We start from the raw sequence: 22,444 nt of genomic DNA, 5'->3' as shown, positions 1-22,444 counted from the left end.
CGGTATATTCGGTATCCTGGATTCCTACAAGTTTAGAATTCTTCCAAGTGGAAATCATGAGAATAATATAGCTTGGGAGGAATGTGTATGAAGCAGATTATTCTCATTACCGATGGATGCTCGAATGTGGGGATGAGTCCGGTTATCGCTGCTGCCCACGCTTATGCCGAAGGCATTGTCGTACATGTTGTGGGAATTACCGACGACGGGGAGCTTGGGGTATTGGGAGCTTCCGAGATAGAAGAGATTGCAGGGGCCGGCGGAGGGATCAGTCGTATCGTGAAGCCGGCACAGCTCTCGCAGACCGTGCAGATGATGACGCGCAAAACAGTCGCCCAAACCGTGCGGCAGGCAGTCGGACAGGAGCTTCGCAGTATTCTCGGACATGACAAGGTGGAGGCTCTTCCGCCGCACGAGCGTTCCGAGGTGGTCCGGGTGATCGACGATTGGGCGGAAAAAGCCGATCTGAAGGTGGCCCTGCTGATCGATGCGAGCGCCAGCATGAAGCCGAAGCTGCAGGCGGTCAAGGAATCGATCCGCGATCTGCAGCTAAGCCTGCAGGCCCGGACGGGGGAAAGCTTGCTGTCCGTATTCCATTTCCCCGGCAACTTGAGCGGCGAGCAGGAAGTGGAGATGGATCTCGATTGGACGGCTAATCTTGCAAATCTGAACAGGTTGTTCTATAAATTAAACATGAGGGGCACGACGCCGACAGGCCCGGCCTTGATGAAAGTAGTACAGTTTGTCGCCGGAAATGCCGATGAAAGGTATGGAGTTGACAAGCTGCCTGCCATTCCTGCGCAGGTGGTTCCGGGAAGAACGCGTGAGGAAGGGATATGGAGTGACTACATCGTTTGATCTCTCATTTTCCCCAGGAACAGTCATCATCGGGAAATGGAACAAGAACGAGTACCAGGTCGAGAGACTGCTGGGGGAAGGCGCCAATGGCAAGGTGTACCTGGTCAAGCGCGGCAAGAAGTCTTATGCGCTCAAGCTTGGCTTCGATACGCTGGAGCATCAGTCGGAGGTCAATGCGCTGAAGGTGCTCTCGGGTTCCTCCACTTCCTTTCAACAGGTTTGGATCGAATCCGACGATCTGGAGTGGAAGGGGACGGAATATCCGTTCAGTGTCATGCGATATATCAAAGGAAAATCACTGACCGATTTTTTGCGGGACAAGGGGCTCGATTGGACTTATCTGATCGGTCAGCACCTGCTCCGCAAGCTGGTGGAGCTTCATGCCAGCGGTTATGCCTTCTGCGACCTGAAGGCGGAGAATATGCGGGTAACGGAATACGGTGAGGTAGAACTGATCGATTTTGGCGGTGTGACCGCCAAAGGCCGAAGCGTAAAGCAATTTACGGAGGTATTCGACCGCGGATACTGGAGTGCCGGCGAGCGGACGGCGTGCGACGGTTATGACCTGTTTTCGTTTGCCGTACTTTTGCTCAGCGTGACGGACCGGGAACGCAAGTTCGTTCAGGCTGCCGCCATGCTGCCGCAGAACCGCAGCACGGATGTGCTGCTGGATATGCTAAAAACCAATCGTCACTTGAGTGCGGTGGAGCCGGTGCTTCGCAAGGCGCTGACCGGTCGCTACGAGACCTCGAAGCAGGCGCTTGCCGATTGGCGGGCCCGCAGCCGGCAGTCCAGTCGTCCGGTTCCAAGGCCGGCCGCTATGGATTCGTGGATTAAGGTGTGCTTTGCCGCCTCGCTCGTTCTGTTCGCCGCTGCGCTGTATTACTCGTTTACGTAGGGACAAGTCTTGGGTCTGATGACCGCTTATAGCATCTATTAGAAGCGCAGACTCGTGCGCCGACGAAAGGCTTGGATGGAAAGGGGACAGCTATGGAAGCGGGATGGACGTTACGAACAAAGGTGGAGCGGCTCATACGCGAAGAATCGCTTCTGGCAGAAGGAGACGGAGTAGTTGTTGCGGTTTCGGGAGGCCCTGATTCCGTCGCGCTGCTGCATCTCCTTTTCGCGTTGTCGGCCTCCTGGGGATGGACATTGACGGCCGCGCATGTCGATCATGGGTACCGGGGCGAGGAGTCTGCGGAAGAAGCGGCCTTTGTAGAGAGGCTGGCGCAGCAGCTCGGGGTGGGCTTCCGTCTGAGGAAGCTGGACATGCCCGGCTACTTGGCGCGGTACGGCGGGAATTCCCAGGCAGCGGCCCGGGCCCGGAGGTACGAATTCTTGCTGGAAACGGCCAGGGAGGCGGATGCGCGGCGCGTAGCGCTGGCTCATCATGCCGACGATCAGGCGGAGACGGTTTTGATGCGCATTCTGAGAGGGACGGGCTTGACCGGCCTGACCGGTATACCGCTGAAGAGAATGGAGCAAGAAACGGAACTTGTCCGCCCCTTGCTCCGTATATATAAAGCGGAGCTTATTCAATACTGCCGGGATTTGTCGCTGGAGTACCGGATCGACAGCAGTAATCTGGACACGAAGTATTTCCGCAATCAGATACGGCTGGACGTACTGCCTTACTTGTCCCGCTATCAGGAGCGCCTGCCCGAATCATTGAACCGTCTTGCCGAGATGGCCGGAGCCGAGGACGACCTGCTCCAGTCGCTGACTCAGGAACTGTTGGATGAACATGTGGCCGTCGCAAGCGGCGAAATCTCGTGGTCGGCCTCGTGGTTTGCCACGCTTCACGTCGCTTTACAAAGGCGATTGATTAAACTAATATTAAGTTATCTTGCTCTAGAACCGGAATGCGCCGACTACCAGAGGATCGAACAAATCCGCAGCGCTGCCGTCCGTACTCAAGGTGCAAATCTTCGACTGCAGCTGGATTCTTCGCTCATGCTCAGCAGGGAATATGATCGGGTAATGCTTCATACTATGGTGTTACCCCCCGTCCCTTATACCTATGAGGTGTCTGAGGGACAGACAGAGCTAGCAATCACCGAGACGGGTGTCTGGATGAGGCTCTACTGGCTGGAGCGGGAGAATCTCGTACCTGTCTGTCCGGAAGGCGCCATGAGCGAGGTATTCGACGTGGTGGACATGTCGTTTCCCCTCGTGATACGAAGCCGGCTGCCTGGAGACCGCATGTCTGTCTATGGACTAAACGGCTCGAAAAAAGTAAAGGATATGTTCATCGATGCGAAGGTGCCTGCCCGGCTAAGGGAACGTATTCCGATCATAACCGACTCGCAAGGACGGATTCTGTGGCTGCCCGGGGTAAGAAGATCGTCGCACGCGATGGTCCGGGCGGAAAGCGAGCGCAGGCTGGTGATAGAGCTGCAAACCGATTTTAACTTACAGTAGGAGGACTACTCTTGCAAAACGACGTTCAAGAAATCCTGTACAGCGAGAAGCAAATTCAAGACAAAGTGAAGGAAATGGGAGAAGCGATCAGCCGGGATTTCGAAGGCCGCAACCCGCTCGTCATTTGTGTATTGAAGGGCGCGTTTATCTTTATGTCCGATCTGGTTAAGAATATTACGATACCGCTTGAGCTTGATTTTATGGCTGTGTCCAGCTATGGGCATTCCACGAAGTCATCCGGCGTCGTTAAGATCATCAAGGATCTGGATATTCCCGTGGAAGGCCGCCATATCCTCATCGTCGAGGATATTATTGACAGCGGTCTTACGTTAAGCTATCTGATCGATGTGCTGGAGAGACGGAATGCTTTATCCATTAACGTCGCCGCTCTTTTTGATAAGCCGGCGCGTAGAACGGCCGAATTGGATGCAGACTATAAGGGCTTTGTCATACCCGATGCATTCGTTGTCGGATACGGTCTGGACTACGCGGAGAAATACCGCAACCTGCCTTATGTCGGCGTGCTCAAGCCTGAGATTTACGCCACTTAGCATTTCTTGAGAAGCAAAGACGTGCTGTGGTACAATATACAAAGTTGCCGTTTGTCGAGAGGAGGTAGGGGATGAATCGCATTATACGTAACACAGGCTTTTATCTGCTGATCTTTTTGGTCACCGTCGGAATCGTCCATTTCATAAGCACCCAGAACGATCAAAAGTCAGTCATTAGCTATGGCGAGCTTCGGGTGGCCTTACAAAACAAGAATGTAGATTCCATTATCGTCAAGTATGACGCCCAAACGTATTTGGTCAGGGGGACGCTCAAGAACGCGGAAACGCCGGAGAAGAAAAATTTCGAAGCCCGTGCGCCGTATGAACAGGGAGATACGAATATCTTCCGTTTGATCGAACAAAGCGACATTCCCGCCGGTAAGATTGTCGTCGAGAAGATGGAAGGGGATAACATTTGGATTAGCTTCTTCACATCCATCATTCCTTTCGTCATCATCTTCATTTTGTTCTTCTTCCTGATGAATCAAGCCCAAGGCGGCGGCGGGAAAGTCATGAACTTCGGCAAGAGCCGGGCGCGGCTTTATAATGAAGAGAAGAAGAGAGTTACCTTCGAGGACGTGGCTGGAGCAGACGAGGAGAAGCAAGAGCTCGTCGAAGTGGTCGAGTTCCTGAAGGACCCTCGCAAATTCGCCGCTGTCGGCGCGCGTATTCCCAAAGGGGTTCTGCTTGTAGGTCCTCCGGGTACCGGTAAAACATTGCTCGCCAGAGCGGTTGCCGGGGAAGCCGGGGTTCCGTTCTTTAGCATCAGCGGTTCTGATTTCGTGGAAATGTTCGTCGGGGTCGGTGCATCCCGCGTGCGTGACTTGTTCGAGAATGCGAAGAAAAATGCCCCTTGTATCATATTTATAGATGAGATCGATGCAGTCGGACGTCAGCGTGGCGCCGGTCTAGGCGGCGGTCATGACGAGAGGGAGCAAACCCTTAACCAATTGCTTGTCGAGATGGACGGGTTCGGCGCGAACGAGGGTATCATTATTGTCGCGGCCACGAACCGTGCAGACATCCTTGACCCTGCCCTGCTCCGCCCGGGTCGATTTGACCGTCAGATTACGGTTGACCGTCCGGATGTGAAGGGTCGCGAGGCGGTACTGAAGGTGCATGCTCGCAACAAGCCGCTGGCCAAAGATGTGAAGCTGGACCAGCTGGCGCGTTATACGACCGGCTTCTCCGGAGCTGATCTGGAGAATCTGTTGAATGAGTCCGCACTGATCGCCGCGCGCCGCAACCGTAAGGATATCTCGATGGATGAGATTGATGAGGCGTTCGACCGTGTGATCGTCGGTACCCAGAAGAAAAACCGCGTGATCAGCGAACGTGAGAAGCGCATGGTCGCTTTCCATGAAGCGGGCCATACGATTGTCGGTATTCATGCCGAGCATGCGGATGTCGTGCATAAGGTTACCATCATTCCGCGCGGCCGTGCCGGCGGGTATGTGATGATGCTCCCGAAAGAGGGAGAAGACAAGATGATGCAGACGAAGAACGAGCTTCTCGATAAAGTTACCGGCTTGCTGGCCGGGCGCGTATCCGAAGAGCTGTTCATCGGCGAGATCGGCACGGGGGCTTACAGTGACTTCCAACGGGCGACAGGCATTGTCCGTCGTATGATTACGGAGTTCGGCATGAGCGAGAAGCTCGGTCCGATGCAGTTCGGAACGACACAAGGTCAAGTATTCCTGGGCCGCGACATCGGGCACGAGCAAAACTATAGCGACGCGATCGCTTATGAGATCGACCAGGAAATGCAGTCGATTATCCGCAGCTGCTATGAGCGGGCTAAGGAAATTTTGACCCAATACAGCGACCAGGTTCGTTTGATCGCCGAGACGCTGATCGAGAAGGAAACGCTTGAGAAAGAACAGATCAAGGAATTGATCGATAGCGGCAAGCTCGGGCCGAAGCCCGGCTCCGCCACGGAACCAGGCGAAGATATCAAAGTTAATATCCAAAGCCAGGAAACAAGTGCGGATGCCAACAAGCTGGACTTCGACAAAAAGGATTCGGATGACGAATCGAACCAATAAGCTACAGGAACCGATGCTTAACTGCATCGGTTTTTCCTTTATTGCACCAGGTTAAAAGCAGGCGATTCGCGAGAAACTATGCCTAATCCGCAGAGGGACGGAACGGGCGAGTGGGAAATGCCTGTATTCGCCTGCTTTCACTGGTATTTAAGCATTGACATAGCAGGGGCCTCACGTGTAAATTAGGTGTAAATCTTTAATATCTTTGTGAACATTTTCACCATCTAGGGGTCTTATCATAAGGAAGTAAAGGAAGGTGCATGATGGAAGCTCTGGCTCTCGAGCGCAAAGCGGAACAGCAGCGCGAACTCAAGGAACGGATTATGCAACTGAAGAAGGAACGCAACGCTATTATTCTTGCTCACTATTATCAACGGGATGAAATTCAAGAAGTCGCCGATTTCCGTGGAGATTCCTTTTTATTGGCTCAGAAGGCCGCTTCGACGGATGCGGATGTCATCGTTTTTTGCGGCGTTCATTTTATGGGAGAAAGCGCCAAAATATTAGCGCCCAACAAAACCGTCCTTATCCCGGATGAACGGGCGGGCTGTCCTATGGCCGATATGGTGAATGTCGATGGTCTGCGTGCTCTGAAGCGGCAGCATCCGAACGCTAAGGTAGTCGCCTACATCAATACGTCGGCCGATGTGAAGTCGGAGACGGATATTTGCTGTACCTCGGCCAACGCAATTAAAGTTATCGAGTCTGTAGATTCGGATGAAATTATTTGGGTTCCCGATAAAAACCTGGGCGATTACGTCTCCAAATTCACAGACAAAAAAATGATCATCTGGGAAGGGTATTGCAATACTCACGATATGCTTACCGTCAAAGATGTCGAAGAAATGAAAGCCCAGTACCCGAATGCCCAGTTCGTCGTTCATCCGGAATGTCGGCCGGAGGTTGTCCAATTGGGTGATTTCGTCGGCAGTACGACGGCGATTATCAAGTATTGTAAGGAATCGGACTGCAAGGAGTTTATTGTCGGCACGGAGGATGGGACTGGCTATCAGCTCCGGCTGGACAGCCCTGATAAAACGTTCCATTTCGCAACCAAATATTTGGTCTGTCCGAATATGAAGGTCAACAACTTGAAGAAAGTGGTCAAGTGCCTGGAAACGAACAGTCCCCAAATTTATGTACCGCAAGACGTGGCCGACAAGGCTCGTGCATCCTTGGAGCGCATGCTGCTGGTCAAGTAGCATGCGCTACTTCTCTTGCCCGGGAAGGTGAATGAAATTAAAATTCCGCGTTATATGGTTAATTTTGACCTGGAGCAGCTTCCAACTGTACATACGGATGTTATAGTGATCGGAGCCGGCATAGCCGGACTGTTCACGGCACTCCGCTCCGCTGAAAAGCATAAGGTGCTGATGGTGACCAAAAAATCGCTGCTCGACAGCAATACCCGTTACGCGCAAGGGGGAATTGCGGCGGTCATCTCCGATGAGGACTCTCCGGCTTATCACAGGCAGGATACGTTGATCGCGGGAGCCGGTTTATGCTCTTCTACGGCGGTAGACGTCTTGGTACATGAAGGTCCGGCCGGAGTCGAGGACCTGATCGGTCTGGGTACCGAGTTCGATATGGAGGACGGGCGTTATGCTCTGACGAAGGAAGGCGCGCATAGTCAGCGCCGTATCCTTCATGCGCAGGGCGACGCGACTGGAGCGGAGATCGTACGTGCATTGTCGGAGAAGACCAAGCAAGACCCGAATATTGAAATATGGGACGATCATTTTGTAATCGATCTGATTACGCATGAAGGCGAATGCTTTGGGGCGATCGTGCAGAAGCCGAGTGGAGCTAAGGTTTTCGTGAAAGCCAAGGCGACGCTGCTTTGTACAGGGGGCGCGGGGCAGCTGTTCCGTTATACGACAAATCCCGATATTGCCACAGGCGACGGAATCGCTATCGCTTACCGGGCCGGCGCCCGTATTCGCGATGTCGAGTTTATTCAATTTCATCCGACGGCCTTATGCTACCCGGGTGCGCCGCGTTTTCTCATCTCCGAGGCCGTTCGGGGAGAAGGCGCCGTATTGCGGAACATTAACGGAGAACGCTTCATGGAACGCTACCACCCGCAGCTTGAGCTTGCGCCACGCGATGTTGTGGCCCGTGCCATTGTCAGCGAGATGGAAAATACGAAATCTACGTTCGTGTATATCGATTTCACCCATGAATCGGAGGAAGGGGTTAAGCAGCGCTTCCCGACGATCTACGAAACCTGCTTGCACTACGGACTCGATCTTTCCTCCGATTGGATTCCGGTAGCGCCTGCTGCGCATTATATGATGGGCGGCGTTGAAACTGATCTTCACGGCGAAACTACGGTAAAGCGTCTCTTTGCTTGCGGCGAGGTTTCTTCCACCGGCGTTCATGGCGCTAACCGGCTGGCTAGCAATTCCTTATCCGAAGCTATTGTATTCGGCAGAAGGATTGTCGAACGCATTAATGAATTGCCGCCAGTGGGGAGCACGCCTCCCATCGCTGAGTTTAAGCGTTCCCACGAGCAGGCGATCCAGCCGGTGGTCGAGAAGAAGCTAAAGCTGCAGAAGCTGATGCTTCGCTATGCGGGGCTTGTACGTAATGGCAAAGGATTAGCCAAAGGTTACGAGGAATTGAAGCGGCATCTTGCGATTTTCGACAGCTCGCTTAGCAAGCGGGAGGAATATGAATTCGCTAACCTGCTGATCTGTGCTTTGCTGACGACGGAAGCCGCTTTGATTAGAGAGGAAAGCCGCGGGGGACACTATCGGGAGGATTTCCCGGAGCGTGACGATCTGGTGTGGCGGAAGCATACGGTGTTCAGCCGCGGGAATGGGACGACGGAAGGGCGGATTGACGATGTTTGAAATAAACCGGACGGCACTGGAGAACAGCATCCGGGCCTGGCTTGAAGAAGATATCGGGATGGGCGACGTGACCACGATGACGACGATTCCAGAATCCTCGCAGTCTGTCGGTATTATCCATGTGAAGGACACAGGCATTGTTGCAGGTCTAGCTGTGGCGGAAACGGTATTTTCGGTCGTGGACCCGGAGCTTCGTTTTGAAGTCAAGGCTGTCGAGGGACAGGCTGTTCAGGTCGGAACTGTTCTTGCGAAGATACATGGGAGCACGCGCAGCATTTTGCTTGGGGAAAGGCTTGCCTTGAATCTGCTGCAGCGTATGTCAGGTATCGCTACACGGACTCGTCAGTTTGTAGAGCGATTGGATGGACTGCCTGTGCGGCTTGTCGATACCCGCAAAACGACTCCGGGCCATCGGACCCTGGAGAAGTATGCGGTGCGCGTCGGGGGCGGACATAACCACCGATACGGCTTGTACGATGCTGTCATGATCAAGGATAATCATATCAAGGGCGCGGGCGGTATAGCCCAGGCTATCGGCCGTGCACGCGCGAACATTCCGCATACGATGAAAATCGAAATCGAGGTAGAAAGCTTCGAGCAGTTGGAAGAGGCGCTTGCAGCAGCCCCGGATATTATCATGCTGGATAATATGCAGCCTGAGCTTATGCGCCAAGCGGTTCAGCGCATGAAAAGCGCCGCGCCGCATATTCTGATAGAAGCCTCGGGCACGGTCACCCTGGATACCGTACGTGCGATCGCAGAAACGGGGGTCGATGTCATCTCGGTTGGCCGTTTGACTTATTCCGTGCAGGCCCTCGACATCAGCCTGGATCTCAATGAACGCAAGGGTCCCGGGGAGGACTCGAACGCATGATTCTGGTAGTGGATGTGGGCAATACGAACATCGTACTCGGCCTTTACAAGGAGAAGCAGCTGGTTCATCACTGGAGGCTGAGCACGAGTCGGGCGACCACAGCGGACGAATACGGGATTATGATGTACAATTTGTTTCAGCATGCCGGCATCGGCCTTGAGCAGGTGCAGGGCGTCATCATCTCTTCGGTGGTGCCCCCGCTCATGTTTGTGCTGGAGCAGTTATGTGTAAAGTATATAAAGAAAAAGCCTATGGTCGTGGGACCGGGGATTAAGACGGGGCTGAACATTCGTTACGAAAATCCGAAGGAAGTGGGAGCGGACCGGATCGTCAATGCGGTAGCGGCCATTGAGCTGTATGGGCCTCCCTGTATCGTGGTTGATTTCGGCACTGCCACAACCTTGGATTATATCGATGAAAAGTCACAGTACATCGGAGGCGCTGTCGCGCCGGGGATCGGCATATCAACGGAAGCGCTGTATCAGCATGCAGCCAAGCTGCCCCGCATCGAGCTGGTGAAGCCTAGAAGCGTTGTAGGGCGCACGACGGTCTCGTCAATGCAGGCAGGTATTATTTACGGCTTCGCCGGGCAGGTGGACGGTATCATCGACCGTATCCGGCAAGAATACAAGACAGACCCCACCGTAGTGGCAACAGGCGGATTAGCCGAGCTGATCGCCAGCGAGTCACGTACGATTCAGCTTGTCAACCCCCTCTTGACCCTGCAGGGGCTGCAGATCATCTATAATCGGAATATGTAAGAAGGAGTGGACCATGCAGGATTATTTAATTCGGGCGACTGCCCTAGAGGGTAAAGTGCGTGCCTTTGCCGTTAGAACGAGAACGATCGTTGAAGAGCTTCGAGTCAGACATCAGACGACGCCTACAGCTACGGCTGCGCTCGGACGCACAGCCACGGCCGCGCTGATGATGGGCGCCATGCTGAAGGGCGAGGAGAAGCTCACGGTTCAGGTGAAGGGCGGCGGGCCGATCGGTCAAGTTGTCGCCGATGCCAATGCCCATGGAGAAGTAAGAGGATACGTCGATCATCCGTCTGTCGATCTTCCGCTCAACGGAATCGGCAAGCTGGATGTGGCAGGCGCTGTAGGTACGGAAGGCTTTCTGTATGTGACCAAGGATCTGGGCCTGAAGGAGCCTTACCGCGGCAGCATTCCGATCGTATCGGGGGAGCTTGGCGAGGATTTCACTTATTATTTTGCCCAGTCGGAACAGACGCCGTCAGCGGTAGCGCTTGGTGTGCTCGTGGATGTGGACTACACGGTCAAAACGGCTGGAGGCTTTATCATCCAGCTGCTGCCCGGGTTGAGCGATGCGGAGATTGTGAAGCTTGAAAAGCAGCTTTCCGGACTTCCGCCGATCACCAGCCTTCTAGAGCGGGGAGAAAGTCTGGAGTCGATCCTGCAGACGTTGCTTCCCGACGTGCAGGTGCTGGAGCGGCGCGATGACATCCGCTTCCAGTGCAAGTGCTCGCGCGAGCGGGTGGAGCAAACCTTGATCAGCTTGGGGAAATCGGAGCTGGAGCAGCTTCTGGCTGAGGACGGGCAGGCCGAGGTTTCCTGTCACTTTTGCAATGAAACGTATCGGTTCGCCGGGAACGATCTAACCGCGTTGATCGAATCGTTATAAATCTTCGAAGCTTACGATAGCAGCGTCAAGCGGTTGTGACCGGAACTCAAGCGAGTGATTATATGAGGGGATAGGACATGCGAAACGTTAAGGTACTATGGGGAATGATCTCAATCTTGCTGGTCGCCGTCGGCGTCCTTTCCTCCGTATTAACGGCCCGTCTCTATCAGCAGCCAAGCGCTGATGCCCATTCGAACCCGGAACCGCCGAGCAAGGCCGAGCAAGAGCGAGCGATTGCCAGCATCGGAGAATTAGTCATTACACGGCAAGATTTGCAGCAACAATTGCTTCAGAAATACGGCAAAGAAGTGCTCGACCAGATGATTGACCGGGAGGTCGTTCGCAGGGAAGCGGTAGCGGTCGGCATCAGCGCCGATGAGCCAGAGATCAAGCGGGAATTGGAACGGATGCAGCAAGGCTATGAAAGTGAAAGTCAGTTTTATCAAGCGATGGAGGAACAACTGGGTCTGTCCCGCGAAGCACTGAATGCAGACGTCAAGCACAAGCTGCTGATGGAAAAGGTATCGATTCAAGGCATCCAAGTCGGAGATGTCGAAGTGGACGAATATATTCGGCATCACCAGGAGGAATTTCAACCTAGGGTGCAGTTGCGTCTCGAGCAGATCGTCACCGCGAGCCGGGAACAGGCGAACCGGGCAAGCTCGGAGCTGGCCAAGGGAACGGATTTTGCCAAAGTCGCTAAGGAACGATCGCTGGATGACGCCACGCGCAACTCGGGGGGCGATCTGGGGTGGCTGGATGAGGACGATCCGTTTATCCATCCTGCCATTCTGAAGGCGGGCAAGCAGCTGCAGCCTGGACAGGTGTCGAAGCCCGTCGAGGTGGACGGTAAGTATGTTATTGTGAAATTGAGGGAACGCAAGGTCGAATCCAAGGGCTCGCCCGAAGCGATACGCGAGCAGGTGCGCCGGGAATTGGCTCTGCGCGAAGCTCTGCCCATGAAGGAAACGATAGCTAAGCTCCGCGAGAAGTGGAACGTGCAGATCCGGGAGACCGAGCTGGTAGCATCCGGCTAACTTTCATATTGACAACATCCTCATGGGTTGATAATATTGACTGTATAATACCTAGCAAATTAGTCGGATATTTTTGGCGCTCTTGAGGAGGAGAATACGAATGGCAAGATTGGTCCAAAGCATCACGGAATTGATTGGGGATACGCCGCTTGTTAAGCTTAACCGCGTTGTGCCGGAAGGCAGCGCTGAAATTTATGTGAAGCTGGAGTACCAGAATCCGGGTGCGAGTGTAAAAGACCGGATCGCGATCAGCATGATCGAGGTAGCTGAGCAAGAGGGCCGTATCAAGCCGGGCGATACGATCGTAGAGCCGACGAGCGGAAATACGGGAATCGGGCTGGCTTTGGTCGCTGCGGCTAAAGGCTACAAAGCGATCCTCGTTATGCCGGAAACGATGTCCATCGAGCGTCGCAACCTGCTGCGTGCTTATGGTGCTCAACTCGTTCTGACGCCAGGAGCCGAAGGAATGAAGGGCGCCATCAAGCGCGCTGAAGAGATCGTAGCTGAAAACCCAGGCTACTTCATCCCGCAGCAGTTTAAAAACCAGGCGAACGTTAAGGTTCACCGGGAAACGACGGGACCTGAGATTGTAGAAGCTATTAAATCTCATGACGGCAAGTTGGATGCGTTCATCTCCGGGATTGGTACTGGCGGTACGATCACAGGCGCTGGCGGTGTCTTGAAGGAAAACTTCCCTGACATTAAGATCTATGCCGTTGAGCCTGCTGCATCCCCTGTACTTTCCGGCGGGAAGCCAGGTCCTCACAAGATCCAAGGTATCGGTGCCGGTTTTGTGCCGGATATCCTGAACACCAGCTTGTATGACGCTGTTATTCCTGTTGAGAATGACGATGCATTCGAAACGTCGCGCCGCGTAGCGAAAGAAGAAGGCATCCTCGGCGGTATTTCTTCCGGAGCAGCCATCTTTGCCGCTCTGAAAGTAGCCAAGGAGCTTGGTGCGGGCAAGCGCGTTGTAGCTGTCGTACCTAGTAACGGGGAACGTTATTTGTCCACTCCTCTGTATCAATTCGAAGACTAAGCTTGCAGCCTGCATGGCCCGCTCACCTGAGCGGGCTTTTTGGTAATCCCCTTTTTTTCATAGCGGATTTCAAGTATACTAATTCCAACACTTGAATCCGAACGGAAGAAAAGGCGGAATGATCGATGCTGTTGACATCCTATGACATGTGGACAAGTTGGGCAAAGGATTATTCCGTACTGCCTTACGTCCGAAGCTTCCCTTTGAAGGGAAGTCCTATGCTCTCCTGGGCTCCTGCCTGGGAGACGGCACTGCCTGGGGCCTTCGTGCTGGAAAGCGGTAAGGGAGGAAGGTATACGTTTCTCGGCTTGAGGCCGGTCTCCGAGATTCGCGGCACTGGCCTGGAAGCCGTAGTTACGGAACAAGGGCAGTGCCCGCAGAGCCTGCAGGGTAAACCGCTCGAGCTGGTCAAGCAATGGATGGCGCCTTACCGGTCGCCGCGTGTCGAGCAGGCCCCCAAGTGGCTTGGAGGCTGCCTCGGCTTCTGGAGCTATGACACGATCCGCACGATCGAGCGTCTTCCGGTACGGGCTGCCGCGGACTTGCCCATACCGGATTATGCTTTTGTTCGTGTAGATGAATTGTGGATCGTCGACCATCAGGACAACAGACTGTACTGCGCTTTCCATACGCATCTTCCCTCCGGGGATACAGGTGCAAAGTCGGGGTTAGAGTCGATGTATCAGGCGGCCGCAGCCGCGGTTGACAAGATGAAGTCGCTGTGGGACCGGCTCGAAGCGGCTTGGCAGGACGCGCGGCACATTCAAGAAGCGGAGGAAAAGCGCCGGTGCATGGACGAGGACCTCTTGCAGATCGATCCCGAATCGATGCAAGATGTTGCGGCGGATTTTCCCCGAGCCGACTATATAGCCGCTGTCCGGAGCATTCGCGAATATATCGCGGCCGGCGACGTGTTCCAGGTCAACCTGTCGGTGCGGCAGCACAAGAAGCTTTCCGCAGAGCCTGAAGAGATCTACGAATGGCTGCGGAGGGTGAATCCGTCCCCGTACATGGGTATGCTCCGATTCGCCGACTTTCAGCTTGTCTCCGGCTCTCCCGAGCTGCTTGTCCAGCTGGAGGAGGGAGTCGTCCGTACGCGTCCTATCGCAGGCACGCGTCCGCGCGGCGCGAGCGAAGAGGAGGACCGGCAGCTGGCCGCTGAGCTTATCCATCATGAGAAAGAGCGGGCTGAGCATATTATGCTGGTCGATCTGGAGCGCAATGACATCGGACGTATCTCGGAATATGGAAGCGTTCAGGTCAAAGAGTTTATGGTTATCGAATATTACTCGCATGTGATGCACATCGTCTCCGAGGTGGAGGGCAAGCTCGCAAAAGGACGCGATGCATTCGACGTTATCGCCGCTACCTTTCCCGGAGGGACAATTACAGGGGCTCCCAAGATCCGCACGATGGAAATCATCGAAGAGCTGGAGCCGGTCCGCCGCGGCCCCTATACAGGGTCGATGGGCTGGATCGATTACAATGGAGATATGGAATTTAATATTATTATCCGGACTTTGGTCGTTTGTAATGGTGTTGGTTATGTGCAGGCCGGCGCGGGGATCGTGATCGACTCCGTGCCGGAGAAGGAGTATACGGAGTCGATGAACAAAGCCAAGGCGATGTGGAAAGCTATCCAATACAGCGAGCGGCAGCCGATTAGCCGCAGGAGGTAGTTTACGATGATTCTGGTAATCGATAATTACGATTCTTTTACGTACAACCTGGTGCAGTACCTCGGGGAGCTCGGACAGGAGATTGTCGTTCGCCGCAATGATGAGATCGATCTGATTGGCATTGAGCAATTGGCTCCGGATCATATTCTGATTTCGCCGGGACCGTGTACACCGAATGAAGCCGGTATCAGCTTATCCCTGATCGATCACTTTAAAGGGAAGGTTCCTATTCTTGGCGTTTGTCTGGGGCATCAGTCCATTGGCCAAATGTTCGGAGGCGAAGTCATTCGGGCCGAACGTTTGATGCATGGCAAAACCTCGGAAATCTTCCATGACGGCAAGACGGTCTTCAAGGATCTGCCCTCGCCATTTACGGCTACGCGCTACCATTCGCTGATCGTCAAGCGGGAGACGCTTCCGGATTGCCTCGAGATCAGCGCCGAAACCGCCGAAGGCGAGATCATGGGGCTGCGTCATAAAGAGTACCCGATCGAGGGCGTGCAATTCCATCCGGAATCCATCATCACCGACTACGGTCATCAGATGCTTCGCAATTTCCTTCAAGAGACCGTCCTGAGCCGGGTATGATGATCGATTGCAAGGGGATCCTTATAGAGGAACGACAAGCCGTGGTCTCTGTATACGACCACGGCTTTCTCTACGGTATGGGGCTATTCGAGACATTTCGAACCTATGGCGGCGAAGCTTACTTGCTTGATTGGCACCTGGAGCGGCTGCTGGCCGGTTGTGAAGCGCTGGGAATCCGCTACCGCCCGGACCGCCGGAGATTGGAGGAACGGTTCGCGGCTCTGCTCGCGGCCAATGGCCTGAGCGATGCGTATTTCAGGCTGACGGTGACAGCGGGAGTCGAGGCGCTGGGATTGCCGCCTGGAGACTATGAAGCGCCATGGGATCTCATCTACGTCAAGCCGCTGCCGCCTTACGATCCTGCCGTGTTCCCGACACCCAAGGCTCTGCAGCTCTTGTCGCTAAGGCGCAATACGCCGGAAGGGCCGATAAGGCTGAAGTCGCTGCATTATATGAATAATATACTGGCCAGGCACGAGCTGAACGGTTACCCCTGGGCCGCCGGCGCCGAAGGACTGTTTCTGGACGGAGCGGGAGACTTGTGCGAGGGGATGGTCAGCAATCTGTTCTTCGTAGAAAAGGATCGGCTGTTCACGCCTTCGGTAGACACGGGTCTGCTCCCGGGTATAACGAGGCGCAAGGTGCTGGAGCTTGCTGCGGAGCTGGGTCTCGAAGCGGCTGAGGGACGTTACGGCTGGGAACGGCTTGCGGGTGCGGACGAGGTGTTTCTGACCAATTCGATTCAAGAGATCGTACCGGTTGCCACTCTTCTGGATCGGAAGGGGGCGGCCTTGCAGGTCGGTACGGGAGAGACCGGCACGCTCACGCGGCGTCTGCAGCAATTGTACCGGGCCGAGACGACAAGGATGTTTACAGGAAGGGGCAATAGGGTAAATGAATAACGCTGCAGGGACAATGCCCTTCGACCTAGGGCGGCAAGCCGGTACAAGCGGCCGGACTCTTGTCATGGGGATTCTGAATGTGACTCCGGATTCGTTCTCGGACGGAGGAGCTTATGTAGAGCTTGAGGCTGCCGTAGCACGCGCGCGCCAGATGGTCGCGGAGGGGGCCGATATACTCGATATCGGCGGTGAGTCGACCCGGCCGGGCGCCGACCCCGTCAGCCCAGAGGAGGAACGGCGGAGAGTGACGCCGGTCATTCGGGCCTTGCGGGAAGCCGGCCTCACCGTGCCGATCTCCGTCGACACCTACAGGGCCGAAACCGCGCGTGAAGCGATGCAGGCCGGGGCAACGATTCTCAACGACATCTGGGGTCTGATGTATGATCCTGATATGGCCGCTGTCGCTACCGATTTCAACTGTCCGATCGTTCTGATGCATAATCGGGTGGAAGCGGTGTATGCTAATTTTATACAGGATGTTATGGAAGATTTGTGGCTGATGATAGAACGCGCGCATAAGGCCGGTATCCGGGATGAGCAGATCGTGCTTGATCCCGGGATCGGCTTTGCCAAGTCCTACGAGCAGAATCTGCAGCTGATGAACGAACTTCACCGGATTGCGGCGCTCGGCTACCCGGTGCTGCTCGGGACTTCCCGCAAGAGCATGATCCGCCGTACGCTTGATTTGCCCACGCATGATCTGGTGGAGGGGACGGCTGCGACGGTTGCCCTCGGGATCGCCCAAGGCTGTCATATCGTACGGGTGCATGATGTGCTTGCGATGCGGCGTGTAGCCGATATGACGGACACTATCCTTCGGCATCGTGCCTGACATGAGGACATGATGATCCGCTACGAATATAAAGCGAAATGAGGAGACTTGCGGCAATGGACAAAATCACGATGAAGGGCCTGGCCTTCTACGGTTACCATGGCGTGTTCCCGGAAGAGAACAAGCTGGGTCAGCGTTATGTCGTCGATGCGGAGCTGCATATGCCGCTGGATCGGGCGGGCCGCTCCGACGCGCTCGAGGATACCGTGAACTATGCGGAAGTATCCGAACTGATCCGAAGCATCGTCGAAGAGCGTACGTACAAGCTGATCGAAGCGCTGGCCGAACATATTGCATCCGAGGTGCTATCCACTTATACTGGTATACATGCCATTACGGTACGCGTACACAAGCCGAATCCTCCGGTAGCGATTCAGTTTGACGGGGTGTCGGCAGAAATTCATAGAAAGCGGGCATAACGGATGAATGCAACGGACGCGCAGGAGCGCGAGCCGCTAATCTTGGCTTACATCGCTCTGGGTTCCAATATGGGGGACCGGGAGCGGTACTTGTCGGAGGCAATCCGGCTGTTAGGGGAGGATTCAGGGATACACACGGCCTCCTGTTCAGGGATATACGAAACGGAGCCGGTCGGGTATACCGATCAGGACTCCTTTCTTAATATGGTGGTAGCGGTAAGAACCTCGCATCCGCCTTATGAGCTTTTGAAGCGGATGCAGCAAGTAGAGCAGAGGCTTGGCCGCAAGCGCGAGGTCCGCTGGGGACCCCGTACGATCGATCTGGACCTGCTGTTGTTCGGGGATGTCCGTCAGGATGATCCGGACTTGATATTACCCCACCCACGCATGATGGAGCGGGCTTTCGTCCTCGTTCCGTTGATCGATGCTATGGAGAAGCTGGAGGTGCCCGATGCGCGGGCTTTCCGAGAGCGGCTAGAGTGGGTTGAAGGAAAGGAAGGCGTTAGGCCTTGGAGAAAAACGTGCTAGCTCAGCGCATCCGCGCTTTTCGCAAATTAAAAGGCTTTACACAAAACGAACTGGCTCAGCGGCTGGAGGTATCCATTGCTGTGCTGGGCGCTATCGAGCGGGGGACGCGCAAAGCGGATGAAGCCATCATCGTTAAGATCTCGGAAGCACTGGGGATCGATCCGGAGGAACTGGAGCCGTCTCTCGTTTCTGCCCGAAGCGGACGTTTGTAACGAATGAACATCAGGAAAGGAGTGAATGCAAATGCTAACGATCGGTAACGTCACCGCCCCCAACAATGTTGTTCTGGCTCCGATGGCCGGAGTCTGCAACCCCGCCTTCCGGCTGATCGCCAAGGAGTTCGGCTGCGGTCTTGTTTGTGCGGAGATGGTCAGCGACAAGGCGATCCTGCACGGCAACCACCGCACGCTTGATATGCTGTATGTCGATGAGAGGGAGAAGCCGCTCAGTCTGCAAATTTTCGGAGGAGATACCGAGACGCTCGTCGAAGCGGCTAAATATGTCGATGAGCATACGAACGCCGATATCATCGATATCAATATGGGATGTCCGGTTCCGAAAATTACGAAATGCGACGCCGGAGCGCGCTGGCTGCTGGACCCCGGTAAAATCGAACAGATGGTCGCTACCGTTTCCAAGGCTGTCAGCAAACCGCTTACCGTCAAGATGCGCATAGGCTGGGATGACGATCATGTGTATGCCGTGCAGAATGCGAAGGCCGTGGAAAATGGCGGCGGCGCTGCGGTTGCGGTTCATGGACGTACCCGGGTTCAGATGTACACCGGCCATGCGAACTGGGACATTATCAAAGAAGTGAAGGAGTCCGTCAAAATCCCGGTTATCGGCAACGGGGACGTGTTTACGCCGGAGGATGCGAAGCGGATGCTGGATCATACCGGAGTCGACGGCGTCATGATCGGCCGGGCCGCACTGGGCAATCCATGGATGCTGTACCGCACGATTCAGTACCTGACCCACGGGGAGCTCCCGGCGGAGCCGTCCCCTCAAGAGAAGATACGGATTGCGATTCTTCACCTGGACCGGTTGACTGCGCTCAAAGGCGAATCCGTAGCCGTGAAGGAGATGCGCAAGCATCTGGCCTGGTATTTGAAGGGGCTTCACGGGGCAGCGCGTATTAAAGATGCTATCATGGAGCAAACGAAGCGCGATGCGATGGTCCAGCTGCTGAATGATTTCATTCATACGCTGGAGGATCGTGAAGTGGCGGCGCAGTAAGTATTTCAGGCCGGCCGAGGTCGGGCTTTTCCGTTATTTGGCTTACATTGACATTTAAGTTGGCTTGAAATATAATCATTCAATAGTCATCGGGGTTAGCGGGAGTTAAGCCGCTTTCCATGCGTTCATATTGCAATTCAAAGCGAACTCATGTTCGATCGATCTGGTTCTATGAAAATCTTTCACATGACGGGAGATATGTGGCAATGAGCGAAAAAGAAGTCATTCTCACCCAGGAAGGTCTGATAAGGCTCGAAGAAGAGCTGGAACATCTGAAGTCTGTGAAGCGGCGTGAAGTGGCGGAGCGGATCAAAGTAGCTATCGGCTACGGAGACATCAGTGAGAATTCCGAATACGAGGATGCGAAGAATGAGCAGGCGTTCGTCGAGGGACGCATCATCACGCTGGAGAAGATGCTCCGCAATGCCCGTATTATTAATAATGACGAAGTGGATACCGATACCGTAAGCGTAGGCTCCAAGGTTACTCTGAAGGACCTCGAGTTCGGAGATATCCTGGAGTACTCGATCGTCGGTACGGCCGAATCCGATCCGTTCCAGAACAAAATTTCCAATGAGAGCCCGGTCGGCAAGGCTATTCTCGGTAAGAACAAAGGCTCAGTTGTTGATGTAACCGTACCTGCAGGCGTTATTCAATATGAAATTATCGACATTCAGAAGTAAGCAGGCAGGTCTTGGAGATGCGAGTTCAAAGAGCCAACCCTATCTGCACTGGGCAAAAGCGCGAGAAACTGAGGAAGGAAGAGCGACATGCCGGTAAACCCTCACCATGGGTACCGGGCCTCGAAGGTGATTTGAGGGTTCATGTCGCGTTGCTTCATCCGTTACTTCGCGACCGAGTGAGGCTTTTTGAACAACCTCTTTTAGAAGAAGCTTCCTTAGGAAGCTTTTTTGCCTATTAGCCTGGAAGTCGGACTTATGAATCAAGGAGCGAAGAACATGACCGTGGACATGGAATTAAATGAATTGCTGCAAATAAGACGCAACAAGTTGGATGAGCTGCGCGCGCTGGGTGTCGATCCGTTCGGGCAAAAATTCGACCGTACGCATCATGCGGGGGATATCGCCAAGACGTATGAATCCAAAACGAAGGAAGAATTGGATGAGCTGTCGGTCGAGGTCAAGATTGCAGGCCGGATCATGCAGAAGCGGGAAATGGGGAAGGCCGGCTTTGCCCACGTGCAGGACATCACCGGCAAAATCCAGATTTATGTACGCGCTGACGCCTTGAATGAAAACTCGTATAAAGCCTATAGCCTGCTCGATATCGGAGATTTGATCGGCGTTACCGGCACTCTCTTCCGTACCAAAACCGGAGAGCTTTCCGTTAAGGCGGATTCTGTCGACGTCTTATCCAAATCGCTGCTTCCGCTTCCGGAGAAGTATCACGGCCTGAAGGATGTAGAGCTTCGTTACCGCCAGCGGTACGTCGATCTGATTATGAATCAGGACGTTCAACAAACCTTTATTGCCCGTTCCCGGATTATTCAGTCTATGCGCCGTTACCTCGATGCTCGCGGTTATCTGGAGGTGGAGACGCCTACTCTTCACTCGATCGCGGGCGGAGCGGCTGCTCGGCCTTTCATCACGCATCATAATACACTGGACATGCAGTTGTATATGCGGATCGCTATCGAGCTTCATCTCAAGCGTCTTATTGTGGGCGGGATGGAGAAGGTTTATGAAATCGGCCGCGTTTACCGCAATGAAGGGATCTCTACCCGTCATAATCCGGAGTTCACCATGATTGAACTGTATGAAGCGTATGCCGACTATCAGGATATCATGAGACTCACCGAGGAAATGATCGCGCATATCGCGCAAGAAGTGCTCGGTTCCACCAAGATTATGTACCAAGGGAAGGAAATCGATTTGTCGCCTCCTTGGCGTCGTGTCACTATGGTGGATGCGATCAAGGAAGTCGTGGGCGTGGATTTCAGCGTGCAGATGAGCGACGAAGAGGCGCATCGCCTGGCGAAGGAGCATAAAGTTCCGGTTGAGCCTATGATGACTTTCGGTCACATCGTCAACCAGTTCTTCGAGACCTTTGTAGAAGAAACGCTGATTCAGCCTACCTTTGTTACGGGACATCCCGTGGCGATTTCGCCATTGGCTAAAAAAAGCGAGACCGATCCCCGGTTCACGGACCGATTCGAGCTGTTTATCGTGGCCCGAGAGCATGCGAATGCTTTCAGCGAGCTGAACGATCCGATCGATCAGCGGCAGCGCTTTGAGGCGCAGCTTGTAGAAAAAGAGCAGGGCAATGATGAGGCGCATGAGATGGACGATGATTTCATCCGCGCCCTCGAATACGGCATGCCGCCTACCGGAGGCCTCGGCATCGGGATCGACCGTCTGGTGATGCTGCTGACGAACGCGCCTTCGATCCGTGACGTACTGCTATTCCCGCTTATGCGTGAACGTCAGGGAGAGTAAAGCATTAAGAAAGACAAGCGTATGGCTCCCGAGAGCCGTACGCTTTTTTTACAGGTGTCGGCAGAATCGAGTTCTATATGTATCTTGTAAAGATTGGCTTAAAAAAAGAGGTTGCATTATTCGATAGGATTTGATATATTAACACTTGTCGCTTCTGAGGCATGCGCTTAAGAAAATAAAATGCGAGAAAAAAAGCTTGCATTCGCGATTGAAAGTGTGATAAGATATAAGAGTTGCTTTCGACGGATGAGTAATTCGGAGTTGAGAGTAAACCCAAGCATTTTCATTGCCCTTTGAAAACTGAACAACGAGTGAGTGTTAAATAGAGAATGAAAATTCTCGCTAGCATTACTTTTGAGCAAGTCGAACAAACCTTGTAGTCATTTCGGCCTTCGGACCGAAAAGACTACCTTAATGGAGAGTTTGATCCTGGCTCAGGACGAACGCTGGCGGCGTGCCTAATACATGCAAGTCGAG

Annotated in this window: 22 protein-coding genes and 1 rRNA gene; all 23 read left to right on the top strand. The window is 54.1% G+C overall.

Annotated features, from left to right (window positions below; genetic code table 11):
* The first annotated feature begins 87 nt into the window (after window positions 1–87).
* Window positions 88–858 (top strand): vWA domain-containing protein, encoded by a 771-nt coding sequence (locus tag GSF01_RS25165; protein ID WP_159888029.1) that lies wholly within the window; start codon window positions 88–90, stop codon window positions 856–858.
* A complete protein-coding gene (locus GSF01_RS25160) occupies window positions 842–1,756 on the top strand; it encodes a protein kinase domain-containing protein (protein ID WP_235941727.1) in 915 nt (304 codons plus the stop codon). The genes GSF01_RS25165 and GSF01_RS25160 overlap by 17 nt, the downstream gene beginning before the upstream one ends.
* A gap of 92 nt (window positions 1,757–1,848) precedes the next feature.
* The gene (tilS, locus tag GSF01_RS25155) at window positions 1,849–3,279 is read left to right on the top strand and encodes a tRNA lysidine(34) synthetase TilS (RefSeq protein ID WP_159888028.1); all 1,431 of its coding nucleotides are present in this window, start codon (window positions 1,849–1,851) and stop codon (window positions 3,277–3,279) included.
* An 11-nt stretch (window positions 3,280–3,290) separates the two neighbouring features.
* Window positions 3,291–3,830: a hypoxanthine phosphoribosyltransferase gene (gene hpt, locus GSF01_RS25150; RefSeq protein ID WP_159888027.1), complete on the top strand. Its 540-nt coding sequence runs from the start codon at window positions 3,291–3,293 to the stop codon at window positions 3,828–3,830.
* 71 nt (window positions 3,831–3,901) lie between these two features.
* Entirely contained in the window at window positions 3,902–5,875 is a 1,974-nt protein-coding gene (gene ftsH, locus GSF01_RS25145; protein ID WP_159888026.1) for an ATP-dependent zinc metalloprotease FtsH, read from the top strand.
* Window positions 5,876–6,138: 263 nt separating this feature from the next.
* Entirely contained in the window at window positions 6,139–7,077 is a 939-nt protein-coding gene (gene nadA, locus GSF01_RS25140; protein WP_159888063.1) for a quinolinate synthase NadA, read from the top strand.
* A 54-nt stretch (window positions 7,078–7,131) separates the two neighbouring features.
* Entirely contained in the window at window positions 7,132–8,730 is a 1,599-nt protein-coding gene (gene nadB, locus GSF01_RS25135) for an L-aspartate oxidase (RefSeq protein WP_159888062.1), read from the top strand.
* Complete coding sequence (nadC, locus tag GSF01_RS25130; RefSeq protein WP_159888025.1) at window positions 8,723–9,604, top strand: carboxylating nicotinate-nucleotide diphosphorylase; 882 nt, start codon at window positions 8,723–8,725, stop codon at window positions 9,602–9,604. The genes nadB and nadC overlap by 8 nt, the downstream gene beginning before the upstream one ends.
* On the top strand, window positions 9,601–10,365 hold the full coding sequence (locus GSF01_RS25125; protein WP_159888024.1) for a type III pantothenate kinase: 765 nt from the start codon (window positions 9,601–9,603) through the stop codon (window positions 10,363–10,365). The genes nadC and GSF01_RS25125 overlap by 4 nt, the downstream gene beginning before the upstream one ends.
* Before the next feature lie 13 nt (window positions 10,366–10,378).
* Window positions 10,379–11,251: an Hsp33 family molecular chaperone HslO gene (gene hslO, locus GSF01_RS25120; protein WP_159888023.1), complete on the top strand. Its 873-nt coding sequence runs from the start codon at window positions 10,379–10,381 to the stop codon at window positions 11,249–11,251.
* Window positions 11,252–11,328: 77 nt separating this feature from the next.
* Window positions 11,329–12,288 (top strand): peptidylprolyl isomerase, encoded by a 960-nt coding sequence (locus GSF01_RS25115; protein WP_159888022.1) that lies wholly within the window; start codon window positions 11,329–11,331, stop codon window positions 12,286–12,288.
* A gap of 100 nt (window positions 12,289–12,388) precedes the next feature.
* The gene (gene cysK / locus GSF01_RS25110) at window positions 12,389–13,327 is read left to right on the top strand and encodes a cysteine synthase A (RefSeq protein WP_159888021.1); all 939 of its coding nucleotides are present in this window, start codon (window positions 12,389–12,391) and stop codon (window positions 13,325–13,327) included.
* Window positions 13,328–13,452: 125 nt separating this feature from the next.
* The gene (locus GSF01_RS25105; RefSeq protein ID WP_159888020.1) at window positions 13,453–15,006 is read left to right on the top strand and encodes an anthranilate synthase component I family protein; all 1,554 of its coding nucleotides are present in this window, start codon (window positions 13,453–13,455) and stop codon (window positions 15,004–15,006) included.
* Between the two features lie 6 nt (window positions 15,007–15,012).
* Window positions 15,013–15,594, top strand: a complete 582-nt coding sequence (gene pabA, locus GSF01_RS25100) for an aminodeoxychorismate/anthranilate synthase component II (RefSeq protein ID WP_159888019.1) — start codon at window positions 15,013–15,015, stop codon at window positions 15,592–15,594.
* Entirely contained in the window at window positions 15,591–16,496 is a 906-nt protein-coding gene (locus tag GSF01_RS25095; protein ID WP_159888018.1) for an aminotransferase class IV, read from the top strand. Before pabA ends, GSF01_RS25095 begins: the two co-directional genes overlap by 4 nt.
* Entirely contained in the window at window positions 16,489–17,328 is an 840-nt protein-coding gene (gene folP / locus GSF01_RS25090; protein WP_159888017.1) for a dihydropteroate synthase, read from the top strand. Before GSF01_RS25095 ends, folP begins: the two co-directional genes overlap by 8 nt.
* Before the next feature lie 56 nt (window positions 17,329–17,384).
* Entirely contained in the window at window positions 17,385–17,747 is a 363-nt protein-coding gene (gene folB, locus GSF01_RS25085) for a dihydroneopterin aldolase (protein WP_159888016.1), read from the top strand.
* A 3-nt stretch (window positions 17,748–17,750) separates the two neighbouring features.
* Window positions 17,751–18,275, top strand: a complete 525-nt coding sequence (folK, locus tag GSF01_RS25080) for a 2-amino-4-hydroxy-6-hydroxymethyldihydropteridine diphosphokinase (RefSeq protein ID WP_159888015.1) — start codon at window positions 17,751–17,753, stop codon at window positions 18,273–18,275.
* Complete coding sequence (locus tag GSF01_RS25075) at window positions 18,257–18,487, top strand: helix-turn-helix domain-containing protein (protein ID WP_159888014.1); 231 nt, start codon at window positions 18,257–18,259, stop codon at window positions 18,485–18,487. The genes folK and GSF01_RS25075 overlap by 19 nt, the downstream gene beginning before the upstream one ends.
* A 31-nt stretch (window positions 18,488–18,518) precedes the next feature.
* Window positions 18,519–19,511, top strand: coding sequence for a tRNA dihydrouridine synthase DusB (gene dusB / locus GSF01_RS25070; protein ID WP_159888013.1), 993 nt, complete (start codon window positions 18,519–18,521; stop codon window positions 19,509–19,511).
* Between the two features lie 206 nt (window positions 19,512–19,717).
* On the top strand, window positions 19,718–20,194 hold the full coding sequence (gene greA / locus GSF01_RS25065) for a transcription elongation factor GreA (RefSeq protein ID WP_159888012.1): 477 nt from the start codon (window positions 19,718–19,720) through the stop codon (window positions 20,192–20,194).
* A gap of 276 nt (window positions 20,195–20,470) precedes the next feature.
* On the top strand, window positions 20,471–21,967 hold the full coding sequence (lysS, locus tag GSF01_RS25060) for a lysine--tRNA ligase (RefSeq protein ID WP_159888011.1): 1,497 nt from the start codon (window positions 20,471–20,473) through the stop codon (window positions 21,965–21,967).
* A 411-nt stretch (window positions 21,968–22,378) separates the two neighbouring features.
* A 16S ribosomal RNA gene (locus GSF01_RS25055) occupies window positions 22,379–22,444 on the top strand; the annotation flags it as partial.

This window comes from Paenibacillus puerhi (assembly GCF_009846885.1).
GTDB classification, from domain to species: Bacteria; Bacillota; Bacilli; order Paenibacillales; family NBRC-103111; genus Paenibacillus_G; species Paenibacillus_G puerhi.
The sequence above is the reverse complement of the archived record's forward strand: the minus strand, read 5'-3'. Positions and strand labels throughout refer to the sequence as shown.

Bases quoted from the DNA above. Each gene is read 5' to 3' on its own strand.
- GSF01_RS25165 (WP_159888029.1), top strand. From the start codon at position 88: ATGAAGCAGATTATTCTCATTACCGATGGATGCTCGAATGTGGGGATG.
- tilS (WP_159888028.1), top strand. From the start codon at position 1,849: ATGGAAGCGGGATGGACGTTACGAACAAAGGTGGAGCGGCTCATACGC.
- ftsH (WP_159888026.1), top strand. From the start codon at position 3,902: ATGAATCGCATTATACGTAACACAGGCTTTTATCTGCTGATCTTTTTG.
- nadA (WP_159888063.1), top strand. From the start codon at position 6,139: ATGGAAGCTCTGGCTCTCGAGCGCAAAGCGGAACAGCAGCGCGAACTC.
- nadB (WP_159888062.1), top strand. From the start codon at position 7,132: ATGGTTAATTTTGACCTGGAGCAGCTTCCAACTGTACATACGGATGTT.
- nadC (WP_159888025.1), top strand. From the start codon at position 8,723: ATGTTTGAAATAAACCGGACGGCACTGGAGAACAGCATCCGGGCCTGG.
- GSF01_RS25125 (WP_159888024.1), top strand. From the start codon at position 9,601: ATGATTCTGGTAGTGGATGTGGGCAATACGAACATCGTACTCGGCCTT.
- hslO (WP_159888023.1), top strand. From the start codon at position 10,379: ATGCAGGATTATTTAATTCGGGCGACTGCCCTAGAGGGTAAAGTGCGT.
- GSF01_RS25115 (WP_159888022.1), top strand. From the start codon at position 11,329: ATGCGAAACGTTAAGGTACTATGGGGAATGATCTCAATCTTGCTGGTC.
- cysK (WP_159888021.1), top strand. From the start codon at position 12,389: ATGGCAAGATTGGTCCAAAGCATCACGGAATTGATTGGGGATACGCCG.
- GSF01_RS25105 (WP_159888020.1), top strand. From the start codon at position 13,453: ATGCTGTTGACATCCTATGACATGTGGACAAGTTGGGCAAAGGATTAT.
- pabA (WP_159888019.1), top strand. From the start codon at position 15,013: ATGATTCTGGTAATCGATAATTACGATTCTTTTACGTACAACCTGGTG.
- GSF01_RS25095 (WP_159888018.1), top strand. From the start codon at position 15,591: ATGATGATCGATTGCAAGGGGATCCTTATAGAGGAACGACAAGCCGTG.
- folP (WP_159888017.1), top strand. From the start codon at position 16,489: ATGAATAACGCTGCAGGGACAATGCCCTTCGACCTAGGGCGGCAAGCC.
- folB (WP_159888016.1), top strand. From the start codon at position 17,385: ATGGACAAAATCACGATGAAGGGCCTGGCCTTCTACGGTTACCATGGC.
- folK (WP_159888015.1), top strand. From the start codon at position 17,751: ATGAATGCAACGGACGCGCAGGAGCGCGAGCCGCTAATCTTGGCTTAC.
- dusB (WP_159888013.1), top strand. From the start codon at position 18,519: ATGCTAACGATCGGTAACGTCACCGCCCCCAACAATGTTGTTCTGGCT.
- greA (WP_159888012.1), top strand. From the start codon at position 19,718: ATGAGCGAAAAAGAAGTCATTCTCACCCAGGAAGGTCTGATAAGGCTC.
- lysS (WP_159888011.1), top strand. From the start codon at position 20,471: ATGACCGTGGACATGGAATTAAATGAATTGCTGCAAATAAGACGCAAC.